Origin of the sequence: Mycolicibacterium gilvum (assembly GCF_900454025.1) — a bacterium.
GTDB lineage: Bacteria > Actinomycetota > Actinomycetes > Mycobacteriales > Mycobacteriaceae > Mycobacterium > Mycobacterium gilvum.
Map to the genome: position 1 here is coordinate 2,917,076 of NZ_UGQM01000001.1, position 17,490 is coordinate 2,934,565.

18 protein-coding genes are annotated in these 17,490 nt (G+C 69.2%); 16 read left to right on the plus strand and 2 right to left on the minus strand.

Features of this window, described 5'->3' with window-relative positions; genetic code table 11:
• The first annotated feature begins 4 nt into the window (after nt 1-4).
• From DYE23_RS13895 to recN, 3 genes are read left to right on the plus strand one after another with little or no spacing between them, the layout of a single operon-like run.
• Entirely contained in the window at nt 5-811 is an 807-nt protein-coding gene (locus DYE23_RS13895; RefSeq protein ID WP_011894367.1) for a TlyA family RNA methyltransferase, read from the plus strand.
• On the plus strand, nt 808-1,752 hold the full coding sequence (locus DYE23_RS13900; protein WP_115327430.1) for an NAD kinase: 945 nt from the start codon (nt 808-810) through the stop codon (nt 1,750-1,752). The genes DYE23_RS13895 and DYE23_RS13900 overlap by 4 nt, the downstream gene beginning before the upstream one ends.
• A complete protein-coding gene (recN, locus tag DYE23_RS13905; RefSeq protein ID WP_115327431.1) occupies nt 1,752-3,548 on the plus strand; it encodes a DNA repair protein RecN in 1,797 nt (598 codons plus the stop codon). The genes DYE23_RS13900 and recN overlap by 1 nt, the downstream gene beginning before the upstream one ends.
• Before the next feature lie 2 nt (nt 3,549-3,550).
• Here the strand turns inward: recN and DYE23_RS13910 are convergent, their stop codons facing one another.
• Complete coding sequence (locus DYE23_RS13910; RefSeq protein ID WP_011894364.1) at nt 3,551-4,138, minus strand: TetR/AcrR family transcriptional regulator; 588 nt, start codon at nt 4,136-4,138, stop codon at nt 3,551-3,553.
• Nucleotides 4,139-4,169: 31 nt separating this feature from the next.
• On the opposite strand from DYE23_RS13910, the gene DYE23_RS13915 reads away from it, so the two are divergent.
• The 6 genes from DYE23_RS13915 to xerD all read left to right on the plus strand — a co-directional run bounded on the left by DYE23_RS13915 (nt 4,170) and on the right by xerD (nt 10,265).
• The gene (locus DYE23_RS13915; RefSeq protein ID WP_115327432.1) at nt 4,170-4,553 is read left to right on the plus strand and encodes a VOC family protein; all 384 of its coding nucleotides are present in this window, start codon (nt 4,170-4,172) and stop codon (nt 4,551-4,553) included.
• Nucleotides 4,554-4,645: 92 nt separating this feature from the next.
• Nucleotides 4,646-5,830 (plus strand): putative cytokinetic ring protein SteA, encoded by a 1,185-nt coding sequence (steA, locus tag DYE23_RS13920; RefSeq protein ID WP_011894362.1) that lies wholly within the window; start codon nt 4,646-4,648, stop codon nt 5,828-5,830.
• A 10-nt stretch (nt 5,831-5,840) separates the two neighbouring features.
• On the plus strand, nt 5,841-6,782 hold the full coding sequence (locus DYE23_RS13925; RefSeq protein ID WP_011894361.1) for a copper transporter: 942 nt from the start codon (nt 5,841-5,843) through the stop codon (nt 6,780-6,782).
• 138 nt (nt 6,783-6,920) lie between these two features.
• Nucleotides 6,921-8,678 carry a CTP synthase gene (gene pyrG, locus DYE23_RS13930; RefSeq protein ID WP_099961752.1) on the plus strand — a complete coding sequence of 586 codons (1,758 nt, stop codon included), beginning with the start codon at nt 6,921-6,923 and terminating at the stop codon, nt 8,676-8,678.
• Nucleotides 8,671-9,306: an NUDIX domain-containing protein gene (locus DYE23_RS13935; protein ID WP_011894359.1), complete on the plus strand. Its 636-nt coding sequence runs from the start codon at nt 8,671-8,673 to the stop codon at nt 9,304-9,306. The genes pyrG and DYE23_RS13935 overlap by 8 nt, the downstream gene beginning before the upstream one ends.
• Nucleotides 9,303-10,265, plus strand: coding sequence for a site-specific tyrosine recombinase XerD (gene xerD, locus DYE23_RS13940; RefSeq protein WP_013471744.1), 963 nt, complete (start codon nt 9,303-9,305; stop codon nt 10,263-10,265). Before DYE23_RS13935 ends, xerD begins: the two co-directional genes overlap by 4 nt.
• Here xerD and DYE23_RS13945 read toward each other — a convergent pair.
• Nucleotides 10,262-10,999 carry an O-methyltransferase gene (locus DYE23_RS13945; protein ID WP_115327433.1) on the minus strand — a complete coding sequence of 246 codons (738 nt, stop codon included), beginning with the start codon at nt 10,997-10,999 and terminating at the stop codon, nt 10,262-10,264. The genes xerD and DYE23_RS13945 overlap by 4 nt on opposite strands.
• A gap of 124 nt (nt 11,000-11,123) precedes the next feature.
• Between DYE23_RS13945 and DYE23_RS13950 the strand changes: the two genes are divergently transcribed.
• Genes DYE23_RS13950 through DYE23_RS13980 form a run of 7 tightly spaced genes read left to right on the plus strand, consistent with a single transcriptional unit; the run spans nt 11,124 to nt 17,279 of the window.
• Entirely contained in the window at nt 11,124-12,035 is a 912-nt protein-coding gene (locus tag DYE23_RS13950) for a ParA family protein (RefSeq protein ID WP_115327434.1), read from the plus strand.
• Nucleotides 12,032-12,859 (plus strand): segregation/condensation protein A, encoded by an 828-nt coding sequence (locus DYE23_RS13955; protein WP_011894355.1) that lies wholly within the window; start codon nt 12,032-12,034, stop codon nt 12,857-12,859. Before DYE23_RS13950 ends, DYE23_RS13955 begins: the two co-directional genes overlap by 4 nt.
• A gap of 8 nt (nt 12,860-12,867) precedes the next feature.
• Nucleotides 12,868-13,599, plus strand: a complete 732-nt coding sequence (scpB, locus tag DYE23_RS13960; RefSeq protein WP_115327435.1) for an SMC-Scp complex subunit ScpB — start codon at nt 12,868-12,870, stop codon at nt 13,597-13,599.
• 1 nt (nt 13,600) lies between these two features.
• Entirely contained in the window at nt 13,601-14,344 is a 744-nt protein-coding gene (locus DYE23_RS13965; protein ID WP_011894353.1) for a pseudouridine synthase, read from the plus strand.
• Nucleotides 14,341-15,027, plus strand: a complete 687-nt coding sequence (gene cmk / locus DYE23_RS13970; protein ID WP_115327436.1) for a (d)CMP kinase — start codon at nt 14,341-14,343, stop codon at nt 15,025-15,027. The genes DYE23_RS13965 and cmk overlap by 4 nt, the downstream gene beginning before the upstream one ends.
• Nucleotides 15,024-16,463 (plus strand): ribosome biogenesis GTPase Der, encoded by a 1,440-nt coding sequence (der, locus tag DYE23_RS13975; protein ID WP_115327437.1) that lies wholly within the window; start codon nt 15,024-15,026, stop codon nt 16,461-16,463. Before cmk ends, der begins: the two co-directional genes overlap by 4 nt.
• Nucleotides 16,464-16,511: 48 nt before the next feature.
• Nucleotides 16,512-17,279, plus strand: a complete 768-nt coding sequence (locus DYE23_RS13980) for a sulfite exporter TauE/SafE family protein (protein WP_172527917.1) — start codon at nt 16,512-16,514, stop codon at nt 17,277-17,279.
• The last annotated feature ends 211 nt before the right edge of the window (nt 17,280-17,490 follow it).

The window sequence follows — 17,490 nt, forward strand, 5'->3', positions numbered from 1 at the left end:
CCGCGTGACGCGTCGCGCGCGTGTGGACGCCGAACTGGTCCGGCGGGGTCTTGCCCGCTCGCGCCAGCAGGCTGCCGAGCTGATCAGTGCCGGCAAGGTCCGCGTCGACGGGATGCCCGCCGCCAAACCCGCGACCGCGGTGTCGGTGACGGCCAATCTGAGTGTCGAGGCCGGTGACGAGGATTCCTGGGTGTCGCGGGGCGCGCACAAGCTCATCGGCGCCCTCGATGTGTTCGGACTGACCGTCGCAGGCCGGCGCTGCCTGGACGCGGGTGCCTCGACCGGAGGGTTCACCGAGGTTCTGCTGAGTCGGGACGTCCGCGAAGTCGTCGCCGTCGATGTCGGTTACGGCCAGTTGGCGTGGAGCGTTCGCACCGACCCGCGGGTGACCGTCATGGAGCGCACCAACGTCCGCGACCTCACCGCGGAGGCGATCGGGGGTCCGGTCGATCTCGTCGTCGCCGACCTGTCGTTCATTTCGCTGGCGACGGTGCTGCCTGCACTGGCCGCATGCGCGTCGCCCGGCGCCGATATCGTTCCCATGGTGAAACCGCAGTTCGAGGTCGGCAAGGATCGGGTGGGTGCCGGCGGGGTGGTGTCGGACCCGCAGTTGCGCGTCGACGCGGTGCTCTCGGTCGCCCGGCGTGCCGCGAGCCTGAACTGGCACGCTGTGGCGGTGACCGCCAGCCCGCTGCCCGGTCCGGCGGGCAACGTGGAGTACTTCCTCCATCTGCGCGCCCGGGCCGACGCCATGTCGCAGGACGCGCTGGAAGGCGCCGTCCGGCGCGCCGTCGACGAAGGGCCTCAATGACCGCCCCCATCACCGACAACAGCCCGGAGCGCACGATCCTGCTGGTCGTGCACACCGGCCGCCCCGAGGCGACGGAGGTCGCCCGCCGGGTGGAGAAGGTGCTCGCCGACCACGGCATCGGCCTGCGCGTGCTGTCGGCCGAAGCGGTGGACCGTGGCCCGCTGCACCTGTCGCCCGACGACATGCGGGCACTGGGCGCCGACATCGAGGTCGTGGACCCCGAAGAGCGGGCGGCCGAAGGATGCGAGCTGGTGCTGGTGCTCGGCGGCGACGGCACGTTCCTGCGGGCCGCCGAACTCGCCCGTAACGCCGAGATCCCGGTGCTCGGCGTCAACCTCGGCAAGATCGGCTTCCTGGCCGAGGCCGAGGCCGAGGCCATCGACACGGTGCTCGACCACATCGTGCGGCGCGACTACCGCGTCGAGGAGCGGATGACGCTGGATGTCGCCGTGCGGGCCAAAGGCGAGATCATCGACCATGGCTGGGCGCTCAACGAGGCCAGTCTGGAGAAGGGTCCGCGACTGGGCGTGCTCGGCGTGGTGGTGGAGGTCGACGGTCGGCCGGTCTCGTCGTTCGGATGTGACGGTGTGCTGGTCTCGACGCCGACGGGGTCGACGGCCTATGCGTTCTCCGCCGGCGGGCCGGTGCTCTGGCCCGACCTGGAGGCGATCATCGTGGTGCCCAACAATGCGCATGCGCTGTTCGCCCGGCCGATGGTGACCAGTCCCGACGCGGCCATCGCGATCGAGATCGAGGCCAGCGGGTACGACGCGCTGGTGTTCTGCGACGGCCGCCGGGAAATGGTGCTGCCCGCAGGTGGACGTCTGGAGGTGACGCGCTGCGCCACCCCGCTGAAGTGGGTGCGGCTGGACAGTGCGCCGTTCACCGACCGCCTGGTGCGCAAGTTCCGGTTGCCGGTCACAGGGTGGCGCGGACAGTAGTGCTAGCCGAGATCCGGATCGAGGCGCTGGGCGCCATCAATGCAGCGACCGCCGAGTTCGACGGCGGTCTGACGGTGCTGACCGGTGAGACCGGCGCCGGCAAGACGATGGTCGTCACCGGCCTGCACCTGCTCGGTGGTGCCCGCGCCGACGCGACGAAGGTGCGCTCCGGCTCCGACCGTGCCGTCGTCGAAGGCCGTTTCACCACAACCGAAGTCGGGGACGCGGTGAGCGCGCGGGTGGACGGCATCCTGGATTCGTCCGGCGCCGAGCGCGACGACGACGGCAGCGTCATCGCCGCCCGCTCGGTGAGCAGGGACGGGCCGTCGCGCGCCTACCTGGGCGGCCGCAGCGTGCCGGCGAAATCGCTGAGCGGCTTCACCAACGAACTGCTGACGCTGCATGGACAGAACGACCAGCTGCGCCTGATGCGGCCCGACGAACAGCGCAACGCCCTGGATCGCTATGCCGACGTGACGCGCCGGCTGGACCGCTACCGGAGCGCGCGCGACGCCTGGCTCGAGGCGCGCCGCGATCTCGAGGACCGCCGGCGCCGCACCCGGGAGTTGGCGCAGGAAGCCGATCGATTGCACTTCGCGCTCAACGAGATCGACGTCGTGGACCCGAAACCGGGGGAGGACGAGGCGCTGGTCGCCGACATCCGCCGGCTCTCGGAACTCGACGCGCTGCGTGATGCGGTGCAGACGGCCCGGGCCGCGCTCGCCGGAGACGGCGACGACAGTGCCCACGACGGTTTCTCCGCGGCCGGCGCCGTCGGGCAGGCGCGGTCGGCGCTGGAGAACACCGACGACGTCGCGCTCAAATCTCTCGCCGAGCAACTCGGCGCGGCACTGACGGTCGTCGTCGACGTGTCCGCCGAGCTCGGGCACTTTCTCGCCGAATTACCCAGTGATACAAGCACATTGGAGACGAAGCTGGCCCGGCAGGCCGAACTGCGCACGCTGACCCGCAAGTACGCCGCGGACATCGACGGTGTGCTGGCCTGGGCGGTGGAGGCGCGCGAACGACTGTCGGCGCTCGATGTGTCCGAGGAGACCCTGACCGGGCTGCAACGCCGGGTCGACGAGCTGCAGTCGGCCGTGGTGGCGGCGGCGCAGGACGTGACCAAGGTGCGCAGCAAGGCCGCCAAGGGGTTGTCGAAGGCGGTCACCGCGGAACTGGCCGGTCTCGCGATGTCGGGGGCGCAGTTCGCGATCACCGTCGCGCCGCTTGCCGCCCGCGCCGACGACAGCGCCCCGTTGGAGTTGCCGTCGGGTGTCACGGTGCACGCCGGTCGGGACGGGGTGGACGCCGTCGAGTTCGGTTTCGCCGCGCACGGCGGGTCTGATCTGCTGCCGCTGAACAAGAGCGCGTCCGGCGGCGAGCTGTCGCGGGTGATGCTGGCCCTCGAGGTGGTGCTGTCGGCGTCGACCGAGGGCACGACCATGGTGTTCGACGAGGTCGACGCCGGTGTCGGCGGCCGTGCGGCCGTGCAGATCGGTCGCCGGCTGGCCCGGCTCGCGCGCACCCACCAGGTCATCGTCGTCACCCATCTGCCTCAGGTGGCGGCGTACGCCGACGTGCACCTGGTGGTCGAAGGCGTCGGCAACGATGGTGCGGGTAGCGGCGACGGCAAGAAGGCCAGAGCGAAGTCCAGCGGTGTGCGGCGCCTCGACGACGACGACCGCGTCGCCGAACTGGCCCGCATGCTCGCCGGCCTCGGGGAGTCCGACAGCGGGCGGGCCCATGCGCGGGATCTGCTGGACGCCGCGCGCAAGGACCGCGCCGCCGAGTGAGATCAACGTCCGAGGACCTCGTCGAGTAGATCTGCGACGAAGTCGGTGTCGGGGGCGTCGGCGGTCATCAGAGCGCGATAGAACACAGCGCCGGACAATGCCGCCGAGGCGATCTCCGGGTCCACCGTCGGCGGGAACTCCCCGGACGCCACTCCTTCGGCGATCGTGGCGGTGAGCCGTTGGCGGCGCTGCGCCGAGAACCGGTGTAGCCGGTCGCGGAAGGCATCGTCGTTGGCGGCGGCGTGGATCAATGCGGGGACGCACGCTGACACCGGTGAGTCGGTGAGCGCCTGCGCGAGGTGGTTCAGCAAGATGTGCGCGCGCCGGCGTGCGGTGGCGGCGCTGTCCTCATGCGCGGGATCCGGCTGGCGACTGAGCCCGGCCAGTGCGTCGGCGATCAATGCCCCTTTGTCGGGCCAGTGCCGGTACACGGTGCTTCTGCCGACCTCGGCGCGGGCCGCGACAGACTCCATCCGGAACCCGGTGTAACCGTGGGCGGCGAATTCGGCGAGTGCGGCGCGCAGGATCACGCGCCTCGAATGCCCGATGCGCGGATCCTCTCTGGCGCTACTTGTCACGTTATGGGACACAGACGTATCATAACCTTCTGGAGGTGCACAGATGGCCGAATTCAGCATGCGCTACATCGTGGTTGACGTGGACGAAGCGGTGAACTTCTACACCCGACATCTGGGCTTCGAACTGGTCATGAAACCTGGGCCGGGGTTCGCCATGTTGCGGCGTGAGGGCGTGCGCTTGCTGGTGAACGCGCCCGAAGGTGGTGGCGGCGCCGGACAGCGACTGTCCGGCGGGGAGTTGCCGCAGCCGGGCGGCTGGAACCGCTTCCAGGTTCGCGTCGACGATCTGGCCGCGGTGGTCGACGCGCTTCGCCGGGCGGGCGTGCCCTTTCGCGGTGAGGTCATCGAGGGGCGCGGGGGTCGGCAGGCGCTCGCAGTGGATCCGTCCAAAAATTTCGTCGAACTCTTCCAGGTCAACCCGGGATGACCCAGTTACAGATGTGACAAAAAGCAACTTCTGAGGCTGGTGTTACGGCGCGCCTCCGACGGAAATGTCGCGTTGCTGGCCAGAATCGGCGCATGAAGATGTCAGCGCTGCTGTCCCGTAATGCCAGCTCACGGCCAGGTATCACCGGCACCGCCCGAGTGGACCGCGACATCGACAGGCTGCTGAGACGGGTCACACCCGGCGACATCGTCGTCCTCGACGCACTCGACCTCGACCGCGTCACCGCCGACGCCCTCGTCGACGCCGGGGTCTCTGCGGTGGTGAACGCATCGCCGTCGATCTCGGGCCGCTACCCGAACCTGGGCCCCGAGGTGCTGGTCGCCAACGGCATCACCCTCGTCGACGAGACGGGTCCGGAGATCTTCAAGAAGGTCAAGGACGGCGCCCGCATCCGGATCAACGAAGGCGGCATCTACTCGGGCGACCGGCGGTTGAGCCTGGGCACCGAGCGCACCGACGCCGACATCCACGAGCTGATGCAGGAGGCCAAGGGCGGCCTGGTCGCACATCTGGAGGCGTTCGCCGGCAACACGATCGAGTTCATCCGCAGCGAGAGCCCGCTGCTGATCGACGGCATCGGCATCCCCGACATCGACGTCGACCTGAACCGGCGCCACGTCGTGATCGTCGCCGAAGAGGACAACGCCGCCGCCGACCTGAAGGCGCTCAAGCCGTTCATCAAGGAGTACCAGCCGGTGCTCGTCGGCGTGGGTCTCGGCGCGGATACCCTCCGCAAAGCCGGCTACCGGCCCGCGCTGATCGTCGGCGACCCCGACAAGATCAGCACCGAGGTGCTGCGCTGCGGCGCCCAGGTGGTGCTGCCCGCCGACGCCGACGGCCACGCAGCGGGGCTGGAACGCATCCAGGACCTCGGAGTCGGTGCGATGACGTTCCCGGCCGCAGGGTCGGCCGCGGATCTGGCGCTGCTGCTGTGCGACCACCACGGGGCCTCGCTGATCGTCACCGTAGGTCACACCGCCAGCATCGAGGAGTTCTTCGACCGCACCCGCCAGCAGAGCAACCCGTCGACCTTCCTGACCCGGATGAAGGTGGGGGAGAAGCTGGTCGACGCGAAAGCCGTTGCGACGCTGTACCGCAGCCGGGTGTCCGGCGGCGCCATCGCGCTGCTCGTGCTCGCGATGCTCATCGCCGTGATCGCCGCGCTGTGGGTGTCGCGCGCGGATGCGGCGGTGCTCGAATGGGTCACCCAGTACTGGAACCAGTTCCTGCTCTGGGCCCAGGGCCTGGTGTCGTAGAGGACCGACGGTGATCTCGCTGCGCTCGCACGCAATCTCGCTCGCTGCGGTCTTCCTCGCGCTGGCCATCGGGGTGGCGCTGGGGTCGGGACTGCTGTCCAACACCGTGCTCTCCGGTCTGCGCGACGACAAGACGGAGATGCAGCAGCAGATCGACACGCTGACCGACAATCGCAACGCGCTGAACGAAAAGCTCAGTGCCGCCGATGATTTCAATGCCCAGATGGCACCCCGCATCCTGCAGGAGAGCCTCGCGAAGAAGTCGGTGGTGATCTTCCGTACCCCCGATTCGGCCGATGACGACGTCGACGGCCTGGTCCGCCTCGTCGGTGACGCCGGTGGTTCGGTGACCGGCACCGTGGGGCTGACCCAGGAGTTCGTCGACGCGAACTCGGCCGAGAAGCTGCTCTCGGTGGTGAACTCGCCGATCGTGCCCGCCGGCGCGCAGTTGAGCACCGCGACCGTCGACCAGGGATTCCAGGCAGGCGACCTGCTGGGAATCTCGCTGCTGATCGACAAGGACCCGAGGGCCACCCCGGTCGGTGACGCCGAGCGTGACACCGTGCTCGCCGCGCTTCGCGACACCGGTTTCCTGACCTACGGCACCGAGCGCATCGGCGCGGCCGACACCGCCCTGATCGTGACCGGCGGCCCCCTCGGTGAGGACGCGGGCAACCAGGGTTCGACGGTCGCGAGGTTCGCCTCCGGTCTGGCACGCCACGGCTCGGGCACCGTGCTCGTCGGACGCGAAGGGTCCGCCACCGGAACCTCGGCGGTGGCGGTCACCCGCTCGGACGCGGCGCTGAAGAACGCCGTCAGCACTGTCGACGACGTCGACAGTGAGTCGGGGCGGATCACGTCGGTCCTCGCGCTCAGCGCTCTGGTCAACGGCGCACGACCCGAGCAGTTCGGCATCGGACAGGGTGCGACCGCGGTCACCGTGCCGCAGTAACCATCGGCGCGTCAGTCACGCCGTGTCGGCGTCGGTGTTAGGGTGAGATTCCGTGGGTCGGCAGGCCCCAAAACGGGTTTTCAGCGCGTTGAGGACCCATACCGAACAAGCCCTGCCCGGTCATCACGGAGGTAGTTCTTGCCCGCTCTACGCAAGCACCCGCACACGGCCACCAAGCACCTCTTCGTCACCGGTGGTGTGGTGTCGTCGCTCGGCAAGGGGCTCACGGCGTCGAGCCTCGGCCAGCTCCTGACCGCGCGGGGCCTGCAGGTCACGATGCAGAAGCTCGACCCCTACCTCAACGTCGACCCGGGCACGATGAACCCGTTCCAGCACGGCGAGGTCTTCGTTACCGAGGACGGAGCCGAGACCGACCTCGACGTCGGTCACTACGAACGCTTCCTCGACCGCAATCTGTCGGGGTCTGCCAATGTCACCACCGGGCAGGTGTATTCGACGGTGATCGCCAAGGAGCGCCGTGGTGAGTACCTCGGCGACACGGTGCAGGTGATCCCGCACATCACCGACGAGATCAAGCGGCGGGTCCTGGAGATGGCCGAGCCCGACGAGGACGGCAACCGGCCTGACGTCGTCATCACCGAGGTCGGCGGCACCGTCGGCGACATCGAGTCGCTGCCGTTCCTGGAGGCGGCCCGGCAGGTGCGCCACGAGGTCGGCCGCGAGAACTGCTTCTTCCTGCACTGCTCGCTGGTGCCGTTCATGGCACCGTCGGGTGAGCTCAAGACCAAGCCGACCCAGCACTCGGTCGCCGCGCTGCGCAGCATCGGTATCCAGCCCGACGCGCTGATCCTGCGCTGCGACCGCGACGTCCCCGAGTCGTTGAAGAACAAGATCGCGTTGATGTGTGACGTCGACATCGACGGTGTCATCTCGACCCCGGATGCCCCGTCGATCTATGACATCCCGAAGGTGCTGCACCGCGAGGAACTCGACGCCTACGTGGTGCGCCGGCTCAATCTCGCGTTCCGCGACGTCGACTGGACCCAGTGGAACGACCTGCTCCACCGCGTCCACGAGCCCCGGGAAACGGTGCGAATCGCGTTGGTGGGCAAGTACATCGACCTTTCCGACGCCTACCTGTCGGTCGCCGAGGCGCTGCGGGCGGGCGGCTTCGCCCATCACGCCAAGGTGGAGATCCGCTGGATTCCGTCCGATGACTGCGAAACCGACGTCGGCGCCGCGACCGCGCTCTCCGATGTCGACGGCGTGCTCATTCCCGGCGGCTTCGGGATCCGCGGCATCGAGGGGAAGGTCGGCGCGATCCGCTACGCGCGCAAGCGGGGCCTGCCTTTGCTCGGGCTGTGCCTGGGGCTGCAGTGCATCGTCATCGAGGCAGCCCGGTCGGTCGGCCTGACCGAGGCCAGCTCCGCGGAGTTCGACCCCGACACCCCCGACCCGGTGATCTCGACGATGGCCGATCAGCGTGACGCGGTCGCCGGCGAGGCCGACCTCGGGGGCACCATGCGGCTGGGGGCGTATCCGGCGGTGCTGCAGAAGAATTCGTTGGTGGCCAAGGCCTACGACGCGACCGAGGTGTCCGAACGGCACCGGCACCGCTACGAGGTCAACAACGCCTACCGGGAGCGGATCGCCGAGAGCGGACTGCAGTTCTCGGGGACCTCACCCGACGGGCACCTCGTCGAGTTCGTCGAATACCCGGCCGACGTGCATCCGTTCCTCGTGGGCACGCAGGCCCACCCCGAGCTCAAGAGCCGGCCGACTCGCCCGCATCCGCTGTTCGTCGCGTTCGTCGGCGCGGCGGTGGAGTACAACAACGGGGAACGCCTGCCCGTAGACATTCCAGCAATTCCGACGGCCGACCATCAATCCAACGGGGCCGAGCACGCCCTCGAGGACGCCCCGGCCCGTGGCTGAGGACGAACCCGGTCTCCACGAGTTCTCCACTGCCGCTTCGGAAACGGTCTACGTCGGCAAGATCCTGGCGCTGCGCGGGGACGAGGTGCGCATGCCCGGCGGCGGCACCGCTCGCCGCGAGGTCGTCGAACACTTCGGTGCGGTCGCCGTGGTCGCGCTCGACGACGAGGGCCGCGTCGTCCTCGTCCACCAGTACCGGCATGCGTTCGGCAGGAGACTGTGGGAACTGCCGGCGGGTCTGCTGGATTCCGCCGGCGAGGATCCGCACGTCACCGCCGCCCGCGAACTCGTCGAAGAGGTCGGTCTGGCGGCCCGCGACTGGTGGACGCTGGTGGACATCGACTCCGCACCGGGATTCTGTGACGAGAGCGTGCGCATCTTCCTGGCGACCGGATTGAGTGACGTCGACCGTCCCGAAGCCCACGACGAGGAAGCGGATCTGGCGGTGCGCCGCGTCGACCTCGCCGAGGCCGTCGCCCGGGTCTTCTCCGGTGACATCGTCAACTCGATCGCGGTCGCGGGAATCCTGGCCGCGCACACCATGACCGGCACCGACGCACTGCGGCCGGTGGATGCGCCGTGGGTGGACCGGCCGCAGGCGCTGGGCCGCCGGTTGGGACATTCGTGACCGACGCGTCGACGGTGGGCGTCGGAGCGGTCCTGGACGGACAGCTCCAGGGCTACCTCGACCACCTCGCGATCGAACGCGGGGTCGCCGCCAACACGCTGAGCTCTTACCGGCGCGACCTGAGGCGCTACGCCGAGCATCTGAAGGCCCGCGGCGTCGGCGATCTGGCCGCGGTGACCGAGACCGACGTCAGTGAGTTCCTGGTGGCGTTGCGCCTCGGCGACCCCGACGGCGGAGTGGTGCCTCTGTCGGCGGTGTCGGCGGCCAGAGCGCTGATCGCGGTGCGGGGGTTGCACCGGTTCGCCGCCGCGGAGGGCATCGCGGCGATCGATGTGGCGCGCGACGTCAAACCCCCGACCCCGAGCCGCCGGCTGCCCAAGAGCCTGAGCATCGACGAGGTGCTGGCGTTGCTGGAGGCCGCCGGCGGAGACAGCGAGGCGGACTCGCCGCTGACGCTGCGCAACCGGGCCCTGCTGGAACTGCTGTATTCGACGGGCGCCCGCATCTCCGAGGCCGTCGGGCTCGACATCGACGACGTTGACACCTCGGCCCGATCGGTGCTGCTGCGCGGCAAGGGGGGAAAGCAGCGACTGATCCCGATCGGGCGTCCCGCTGTGACGGCGCTGGAGACCTACCTGGTTCGTGGCCGTCCCGACCTGGCACGCCGGGGCCGTGGGACGCCGGCGATCTTCCTCAATGCCCGCGGCGGACGCCTGTCACGCCAGAGTGCCTGGCAGGTGCTGCAGGACGCCGCCGGACGCGCCGGGGTGACCGCGACGGTGTCGCCGCACGTGCTGCGGCACTCGTTCGCGACGCATCTGCTCGACGGCGGCGCCGACGTGCGCGTCGTGCAGGAGTTGCTGGGCCACGCCTCGGTCACCACGACGCAGATCTACACGATGGTCACGGTGAACGCCCTGCGCGAGGTGTGGGCCGGCGCGCACCCGCGCGCACGCTAACTGCCGACCAGGTACTCCGACTCCAGCACCAGGTCCGGGAGCAACGACTGGTACTCGACGTGCGTCTTGTGCTCGACGGTGTGCCAGCGGGTGCCCTCGTGCTCGCGCATGTAGCGCCGGTACTCCGGGGCGCCGGGGATCCGCACGTTGTCGGCGACCACGAGCGACCCGCGGTGCAGCCAGCCGCGCTGCTCGATGCTCAGCAGATCGGACAGGTAGGCGCTCTTGTCGTGGTCGATGAACAGCAGGTCGACGCTGCCGGGGCCGACGCCGTGTTCGCCGGCGAGGGTGTCGAGGGTGCGTCCGCCGTCGCCGAGGGTGCCGACGACGCAGGTGACGCGGTCGGCCACCCCGGCGTGGGTCCAGATCCGTCGCGCGACCTCGGCGTTGGCGGCGGAGAACTCGACGGAGAGCACGCGTGACGACGGAGCGGCCCGGGCGATCCGCAGGGCGCTGTACCCGCAGTAGGTGCCCAGTTCCAGAGCCAGGGCCGGGTCCGCCCGACGCACCGCGGCGTCGAGCAGCGCACCCTTTTCGACTCCGACATTGACCAGCACGGCCTTCTGGACGGCGAACGCGTCGATCGCCGAGAGCACTGCATCGATGTCGCCGGGTGCGGCGTGGGTCTCGACGTGGCCGGCGCACGCGCTCTCCCTGCCGTCGCCCATCTGGCCGGTGCGCACGAACGACCGCATACCGAGCGCAAGCCGCGCCCACCGCCGAAAGGCGTTCATGGCGTCAGAATAGACGCCGGATCCGGTCTTGCCTGCGGGTCTGCCTCACCGATCCGTCTCTCACCGTTAAACTTGCCCGGATGTCCGCCATGCCTGCAGGTTGCCTGACCAGCGACGGTCCGGCATGACCGACCCGACGGGCACTCCCGCCCCGGTAGACGCGCCAGCCGCACCGGCGGTGGCCCCGGACCCCGAACCGACACCAGGGCTGACCGGGCGGCTACCCCGGCAGATCCCCGAACCCGCACCCCGCACGTCCCACGGACCGGCCAAGGTCATCGCGATGTGCAACCAGAAGGGCGGCGTCGGCAAGACGACCTCGACGATCAACCTGGGTGCCAGCCTCGCCGAGTACGGCAGACGGGTGCTGCTGGTCGACCTCGACCCTCAGGGCGCGCTGTCGGCGGGTCTGGGTGTGCCGCACTACGAGCTCGAGCACACCGTGCACAACCTGCTGGTCGAACCGAGGGTGTCGATCGACCAGGTGCTGATCAAGACCCGCGTGCCCGGGCTGGATCTGGTGCCGAGCAACATCGACCTGTCGGCCGCCGAGATCCAGCTCGTCAACGAGGTCGGTCGCGAGCAGACGCTGGCCCGGGCGCTGTATCCGGTGCTGGACCGCTACGACTACGTGCTGATCGACTGCCAGCCGTCGCTGGGGCTGCTGACGGTCAACGGGCTGGCGTGCAGCGACGGCGTCGTCATCCCGACCGAGTGCGAGTTCTTCTCGTTGCGCGGCCTGGCGCTGCTGACCGACACCGTCGAGAAGGTGCACGACAGGCTCAACCCGAAGCTGGAGATCAGCGGGATCCTGATCACCCGCTACGACAATCGCACCGTCAACGCGCGCGAGGTGATGGCCCGCGTCGTCGAACGGTTCGGCGATCTGGTGTTCGACACCGTCATCACCCGTACCGTCCGATTTCCCGAGACCAGCGTCGCGGGCGAGCCGATCACCACCTGGGCGCCGAAATCGGCTGGCGCCGAGGCGTATCGGGCGCTGGCGCGTGAGGTCATCCACCGGTTCGGCGCGTGAGCGAGCCCGTCAGCCCGGACGAGCCCGCCACCGAGTCGACCCCCGCCGGATTCCAGGTCCGGCTGAGCAACTTCGAGGGGCCGTTCGACCTGCTGCTGCAGCTCATCTTCGGGCACCGGCTCGACGTCACCGAGGTCGCGCTGCACCAGGTCACCGACGAGTTCATCGCGTACACCAAGCAGATCGGCCCCCAGTTGGGTCTCGACGAGACGACGTCGTTCCTGGTGGTCGCCGCGACGCTCCTCGACCTCAAGGCCGCCCGACTGCTGCCCGCCGGTGAGATCCACGACGAAGAGGATCTTGCCCTGCTCGAGGTGCGGGACCTGTTGTTCGCGCGGCTCCTGCAGTACCGGGCGTTCAAGCACGTCGCCGAGATGTTCGCCGAACTGGAAGCCGCGGCGATGCGCAGCTACCCGCGGGCGGTGTCGCTGGAGGACCGGTACTCGGATCTGCTGCCCGAGGTGATGCTCGGCGTCGATGCGACTCGGTTCGCGGAGATCGCCGCCGCGGCGTTCACGCCCCGCCCTGTCCCGTCCGTCGGTCTCGACCATCTGCACCAGGTGTCTGTCTCGGTACCCCAGCAGGCGGCGAACCTGATCGCGCTGCTCGAGCGGCGGGGGATCGGCCAGTGGGCATCGTTCACCGATCTCGTCTCGGACTGCCAGGTCCCGATCGAGATCGTCGGGCGCTTCCTCGCGCTCCTCGAGTTGTACCGGGCGCGGGCGGTAACATTCTCCCAGCCAGAGGCGCTTGGCGTGCTCCAGATCTCGTGGACAGGGGAGCGGCCGGACAGCCAACAGTTGGCGACCGCTGACGCGGAATAGAAAAGACTATGACAGAAGACATTTCGACCGGCACTGCGCCCGACGCGGTCACCGACGTCGACCCCGAAACAGATGTGATCGACGAGACCGATGACGCGCCGGCCGTCGAACTCGACGACACCGAGCTGGACTCGGTGCTCGAAGCCCTGCTTCTCGTGGTCGACACACCGGTGACAGTGGACACACTTGCCGGTGTCATCGACGCGCCCTCGGCGCGGGTCGCGGCCAGGCTGCAGGTGCTCGCCGACGGATACGCCGCCCGCGACAGCGGCATCGATCTGCGCGAAGCCGCGGGCGGATGGCGGATGTACACCAGGTCGCGGTATGCGCCGTATGTGGAGAAGCTGCTGCTCGACGGCGCTCGCTCGAAGCTTACCCGCGCCGCGCTGGAGACCCTCGCGGTGGTCGCCTACCGCCAGCCGGTCACCCGCGCCCGGGTCAGCGCGGTCCGTGGCGTCAACGTCGACGCGGTGATGCGGACGCTGATGGCGCGCGGGCTGATCACCGAGGCGGGTACCGACGCGGACTCCGGGGCTGTCACGTTCGCGACCACCGAGCTGTTCCTCGAGCGGCTCGGGCTGACGTCGCTGACCGACCTGCCCGACATCGCACCTCTGCTACCGGACGTCGACGTGATCGACGATCTCAGTGAAACCCTCAGCGACGAGCCTCGTTTCATGAAACTCAACGGCGCGTCCGCTCCCGAGGCGCCGGCGGCCATCGACGTGGATCAGGACTGACATGACAGACAACGACGGAGTACGCCTGCAGAAGGTGTTGTCCCAGGCCGGAATTGCGTCCCGCCGTGTCGCGGAGAAGATGATCCGCGACGGCCGGGTCGAGGTCGACGATCGGATCGTCACCGAGCTCGGTACCCGTGTCGACCCGGCGGAGTCGGTGATTCGCGTCGACGGCGCCCGCATCACCGTCGACGACACGCTGGTGCACCTGGCCATCAACAAGCCGCGCGGCATGCACTCGACGATGTCCGACGACCGCGGCCGGCCGTGCGTCGGCGACCTCGTCGAACATCGGGTTCGTGGTAACAAGAAGCTGTTTCACGTCGGACGTCTGGACGCCGACACCGAGGGGCTGCTGCTGCTGACCAACGACGGCGAGCTCGCCCACCGGCTGATGCACCCGTCCTACGAGGTGCCCAAGTCCTACGTCGCGACGGTGCTCGGTTCGGTTCCGCGCGGGCTCGGCCGCAAGTTGCGCGAGGGCGTCGAACTCGACGACGGTCCGGTGCAGGTCGACGATTTCGCGTTGGTCGACACCACGCCCGGTCGCACGCTGGTCCGCGTCACGCTGCACGAGGGGCGCAAGCACATCGTGCGACGGCTGCTGGCCGAAGTCGGCTTCCCGGTGCAGAACCTGGTGCGGACCGACATCGGCGGGGTTTCCCTCGGCGATCAGCGGCCCGGGAGCATCCGCGCGCTCACGCAGAAGGAGATCGGCGAACTGTACAAGGCGGTGGGTCTGTGAGCCGTTCTCTGGTGATCGCGATCGACGGTCCCGCGGGAACCGGAAAGTCCTCGGTGGCAAAGGGTTTGGCGCGTTCGTTGAATGCCAGCTACCTCGACACCGGCGCGATGTACCGGATCGTGACGCTCAACGCGCTGCGTGCGGGGGTCGATCTGGGTGACGCCGCGGCGATCGCGGCGGCGACGGCTGAGGTGGATCTGGCCGTCGGCTACGACCCGGACGAGGACCGTTTCCTGCTCGCCGGCGCCGACGTGTCGGCCGAGATCCGCGGCGACGCGGTCACCAAGGCCGTCTCGGCGGTCTCCGCGGTTCCGGCGGTACGCGCCCGTCTGGTCGAGATCCAGCGTCAACTCGCCGCGGCGGCAGGAAATGTCGTCGTCGAGGGCCGCGACATCGGGACCGTGGTGCTGCCCGACGCCGACGTGAAGATCTTCCTGACCGCGTCCGCGGAGGTGCGTGCGCAGCGGCGTACCGACCAGAACATCGCCAACGGCCGGCCCGGGGACTACGAGTCGGTGCTGGCCGATGTCCGGCGCCGTGATCACCTCGACTCGACCCGCGCCGTGTCACCGCTGCGGGCCGCCGACGACGCGATCGTGGTCGACACCAGCGACATGAATCAACCCGAGGTCGTCGCGCACCTGGCCGAACTCGTCGAGCAGAGAGCGGGGGTGTCCCGATGACCGGCGAGGACGATCAGTCCGGCGGTGACGGCGTCTGGTTCGACGAAGGGGACTGGGAACTCGGCGCCGACGCCGACGAGGTGGCCGCCGCCGTCGAGGAGGCCTCCGCGCCACCGCCGGTGCTGGCCGTCGTCGGCAGGCCCAATGTCGGGAAGTCGACCCTGGTCAACCGCATCCTCGGACGCCGCGAGGCCGTCGTGCAGGACATTCCCGGCGTGACCCGGGACCGGGTCTCCTACGACGCGAGCTGGCTGGGCCAGAAGTTCGTCGTCCAGGACACCGGCGGGTGGGAACCCGACGCCAAAGGGCTGCAGCAACTCGTCGCCGACCAGGCCTCGGTGGCGATGCGCACCGCCGACGCGATCATCTTCGTCGTCGACGCCGTCGTCGGGGCCACCACCGCGGACGAAGCCGCCGCAAAACTGTTGCAGCGCTCCGGAAAACCGGTATTCCTCGCGGCCAACAAGGTCGACAACGAGCGTGGGGAGGCCGACGCCGCCGCGCTCTGGTCGTTGGGTCTGGGGGAGCCGCACCCGATCAGCGCGATGCACGGCCGCGGGGTCGCCGACCTGCTCGATCGGGTGATCGAGGAACTACCGACGATCTCGGAGGTCAACGCCGGTGGCGGCGGCGGTCCGCGCCGCGTCGCGTTGGTAGGTAAGCCGAACGTCGGCAAATCGTCTCTGCTGAACCGGCTTTCGGGCGACGAGCGATCCGTGGTGCACGACGTCGCCGGAACCACCGTCGACCCCGTCGACTCGCTCATCGAGATGGACGGCAAGCTCTGGCGCTTCGTCGACACCGCCGGCCTGCGCCGCAAGGTCGGACAGGCCAGCGGTCACGAGTTCTACGCGTCGGTGCGCACGCACGGCGCGATCGACTCCGCTGAGGTCGCGATCGTGTTGATCGACGCCTCGCAGCCGCTCACCGAACAGGACCAGCGGGTGCTGTCCATGGTGATCGAGGCCGGCCGGGCGCTGGTGCTGGCGTTCAACAAGTGGGATCTGGTCGACGAGGACCGTCGCTATCTGCTCGACCGCGAGATCGATCTGCAGCTCGCGCAGCTGCAGTGGGCGCCGCGGGTGAACATCTCGGCGAAGACGGGCCGCGCGGTACAGAAACTGGTGCCGGCGCTGGAGACCTCGCTGGCGTCCTGGGACAAGCGCATCACCACCGGCCAGCTGAACACGTTCCTCAAAGAGGTGGTCGCCGCGACGCCGCCGCCGGTCCGTGGGGGCAAGCAGCCCAGGATCCTGTTCGCGACGCAGGCGACCTCGCGTCCGCCCACCTTCGTGCTGTTCACGTCCGGCTTCCTGGAGGCCGGGTACCGCCGGTTCCTGGAACGGCGGCTGCGCGAGACCTTCGGCTTCGAGGGCAGCCCGATCCGGATCAATGTGCGTGTGCGCGAGAAGCGGGGCCCGAAGTCCCGTCGGTGATCCGGACCGGCCCACCCCGATAGGGTCGGTCGAGTGTCTGTCCTTGAGATGGTCCTCATCGCCGTCGCCGGTGTCGGAGCGGGTGCGATCAACGCCATCGTGGGTTCCGGCACGCTGATCACCTTCCCGACGCTGGTGACGCTGGGTTTTCCGCCCGTGACCGCGACGATGTCGAACGCGGTCGGCCTTGTCGCCGGCGGTGTGTCGGGAACCTGGGGATACCGCCGCGAACTGCGCGGTCAGTGGGACAGGCTGCGGTGGCAGTTGCCGGCGTCGTTCATCGGCGCGGCCGGCGGTGCCTGGCTGCTGCTGCATCTGCCTGAGCGGGTGTTCATTCAGGTCGTGCCCGGCCTGCTGGTCCTCGCGCTCGTGCTGGTGGTGCTGGGCCCTCGGATCCAGAACTGGGCGAAGACCCGCGCCGAGGCCGACGGACGCTCCGCCGACCATGTGTCGGCCGCCCGGATGACGGCGCTGGTCGCCGGAACATTCCTCGTCGGCGTGTACGGCGGCTACTTCACCGCGGCGCAGGGGATCCTGCTGATCGCGGTGATGGGGGCGTTGCTGCCCGAGGACATGCAGCGGATGAACGCCGCGAAGAACCTGCTGTCGCTGGTCGTGAACATCGTCGCCGCGGTGGGCTACACGGTGGTGGCGTTCGACAGGATCAGCTGGGCCGCCGCGGGGCTGATCGCCGTCGGCTCGCTGATCGGCGGGTTCCTGGGCGCCCATTACGGGCGCCGTCTCTCACCCACCGCGCTGCGCGCGGTGATCGTCGTGGTGGGCCTCGTCGGGCTGTGGCGTCTGCTGACGGTGTAGGCTGACCGAGGTTTTGCAGGCTCACAGTAGGGAACCGTCGAATGGCTGATCGCGTGCTCATCACGCCGGCGCCGTCCGATGTGTCCGCTCTTGAGGGATTCTGGCCGTCGCGGCGCCTGATGGCTTTCGACGAGTGGTGTTGTCCGCGTCCCTGACGCGCCCCCACCCGTCCTTACGGTCACCTGCGGTGACCACAGCCCCCGAAGGCAGC

Bases quoted from the DNA above. Each gene is read 5' to 3' on its own strand.
- DYE23_RS13900 (WP_115327430.1), top strand. From the start codon at position 808: ATGACCGCCCCCATCACCGACAACAGCCCGGAGCGCACGATCCTGCTG.
- DYE23_RS13915 (WP_115327432.1), top strand. From the start codon at position 4,170: ATGGCCGAATTCAGCATGCGCTACATCGTGGTTGACGTGGACGAAGCG.
- steA (WP_011894362.1), top strand. From the start codon at position 4,646: ATGAAGATGTCAGCGCTGCTGTCCCGTAATGCCAGCTCACGGCCAGGT.
- DYE23_RS13945 (WP_115327433.1), bottom strand. From the start codon at position 10,999: ATGAACGCCTTTCGGCGGTGGGCGCGGCTTGCGCTCGGTATGCGGTCG.
- DYE23_RS13950 (WP_115327434.1), top strand. From the start codon at position 11,124: ATGACCGACCCGACGGGCACTCCCGCCCCGGTAGACGCGCCAGCCGCA.
- scpB (WP_115327435.1), top strand. From the start codon at position 12,868: ATGACAGAAGACATTTCGACCGGCACTGCGCCCGACGCGGTCACCGAC.
- DYE23_RS13965 (WP_011894353.1), top strand. From the start codon at position 13,601: ATGACAGACAACGACGGAGTACGCCTGCAGAAGGTGTTGTCCCAGGCC.
- der (WP_115327437.1), top strand. From the start codon at position 15,024: ATGACCGGCGAGGACGATCAGTCCGGCGGTGACGGCGTCTGGTTCGAC.
- DYE23_RS13980 (WP_172527917.1), top strand. From the start codon at position 16,512: ATGGTCCTCATCGCCGTCGCCGGTGTCGGAGCGGGTGCGATCAACGCC.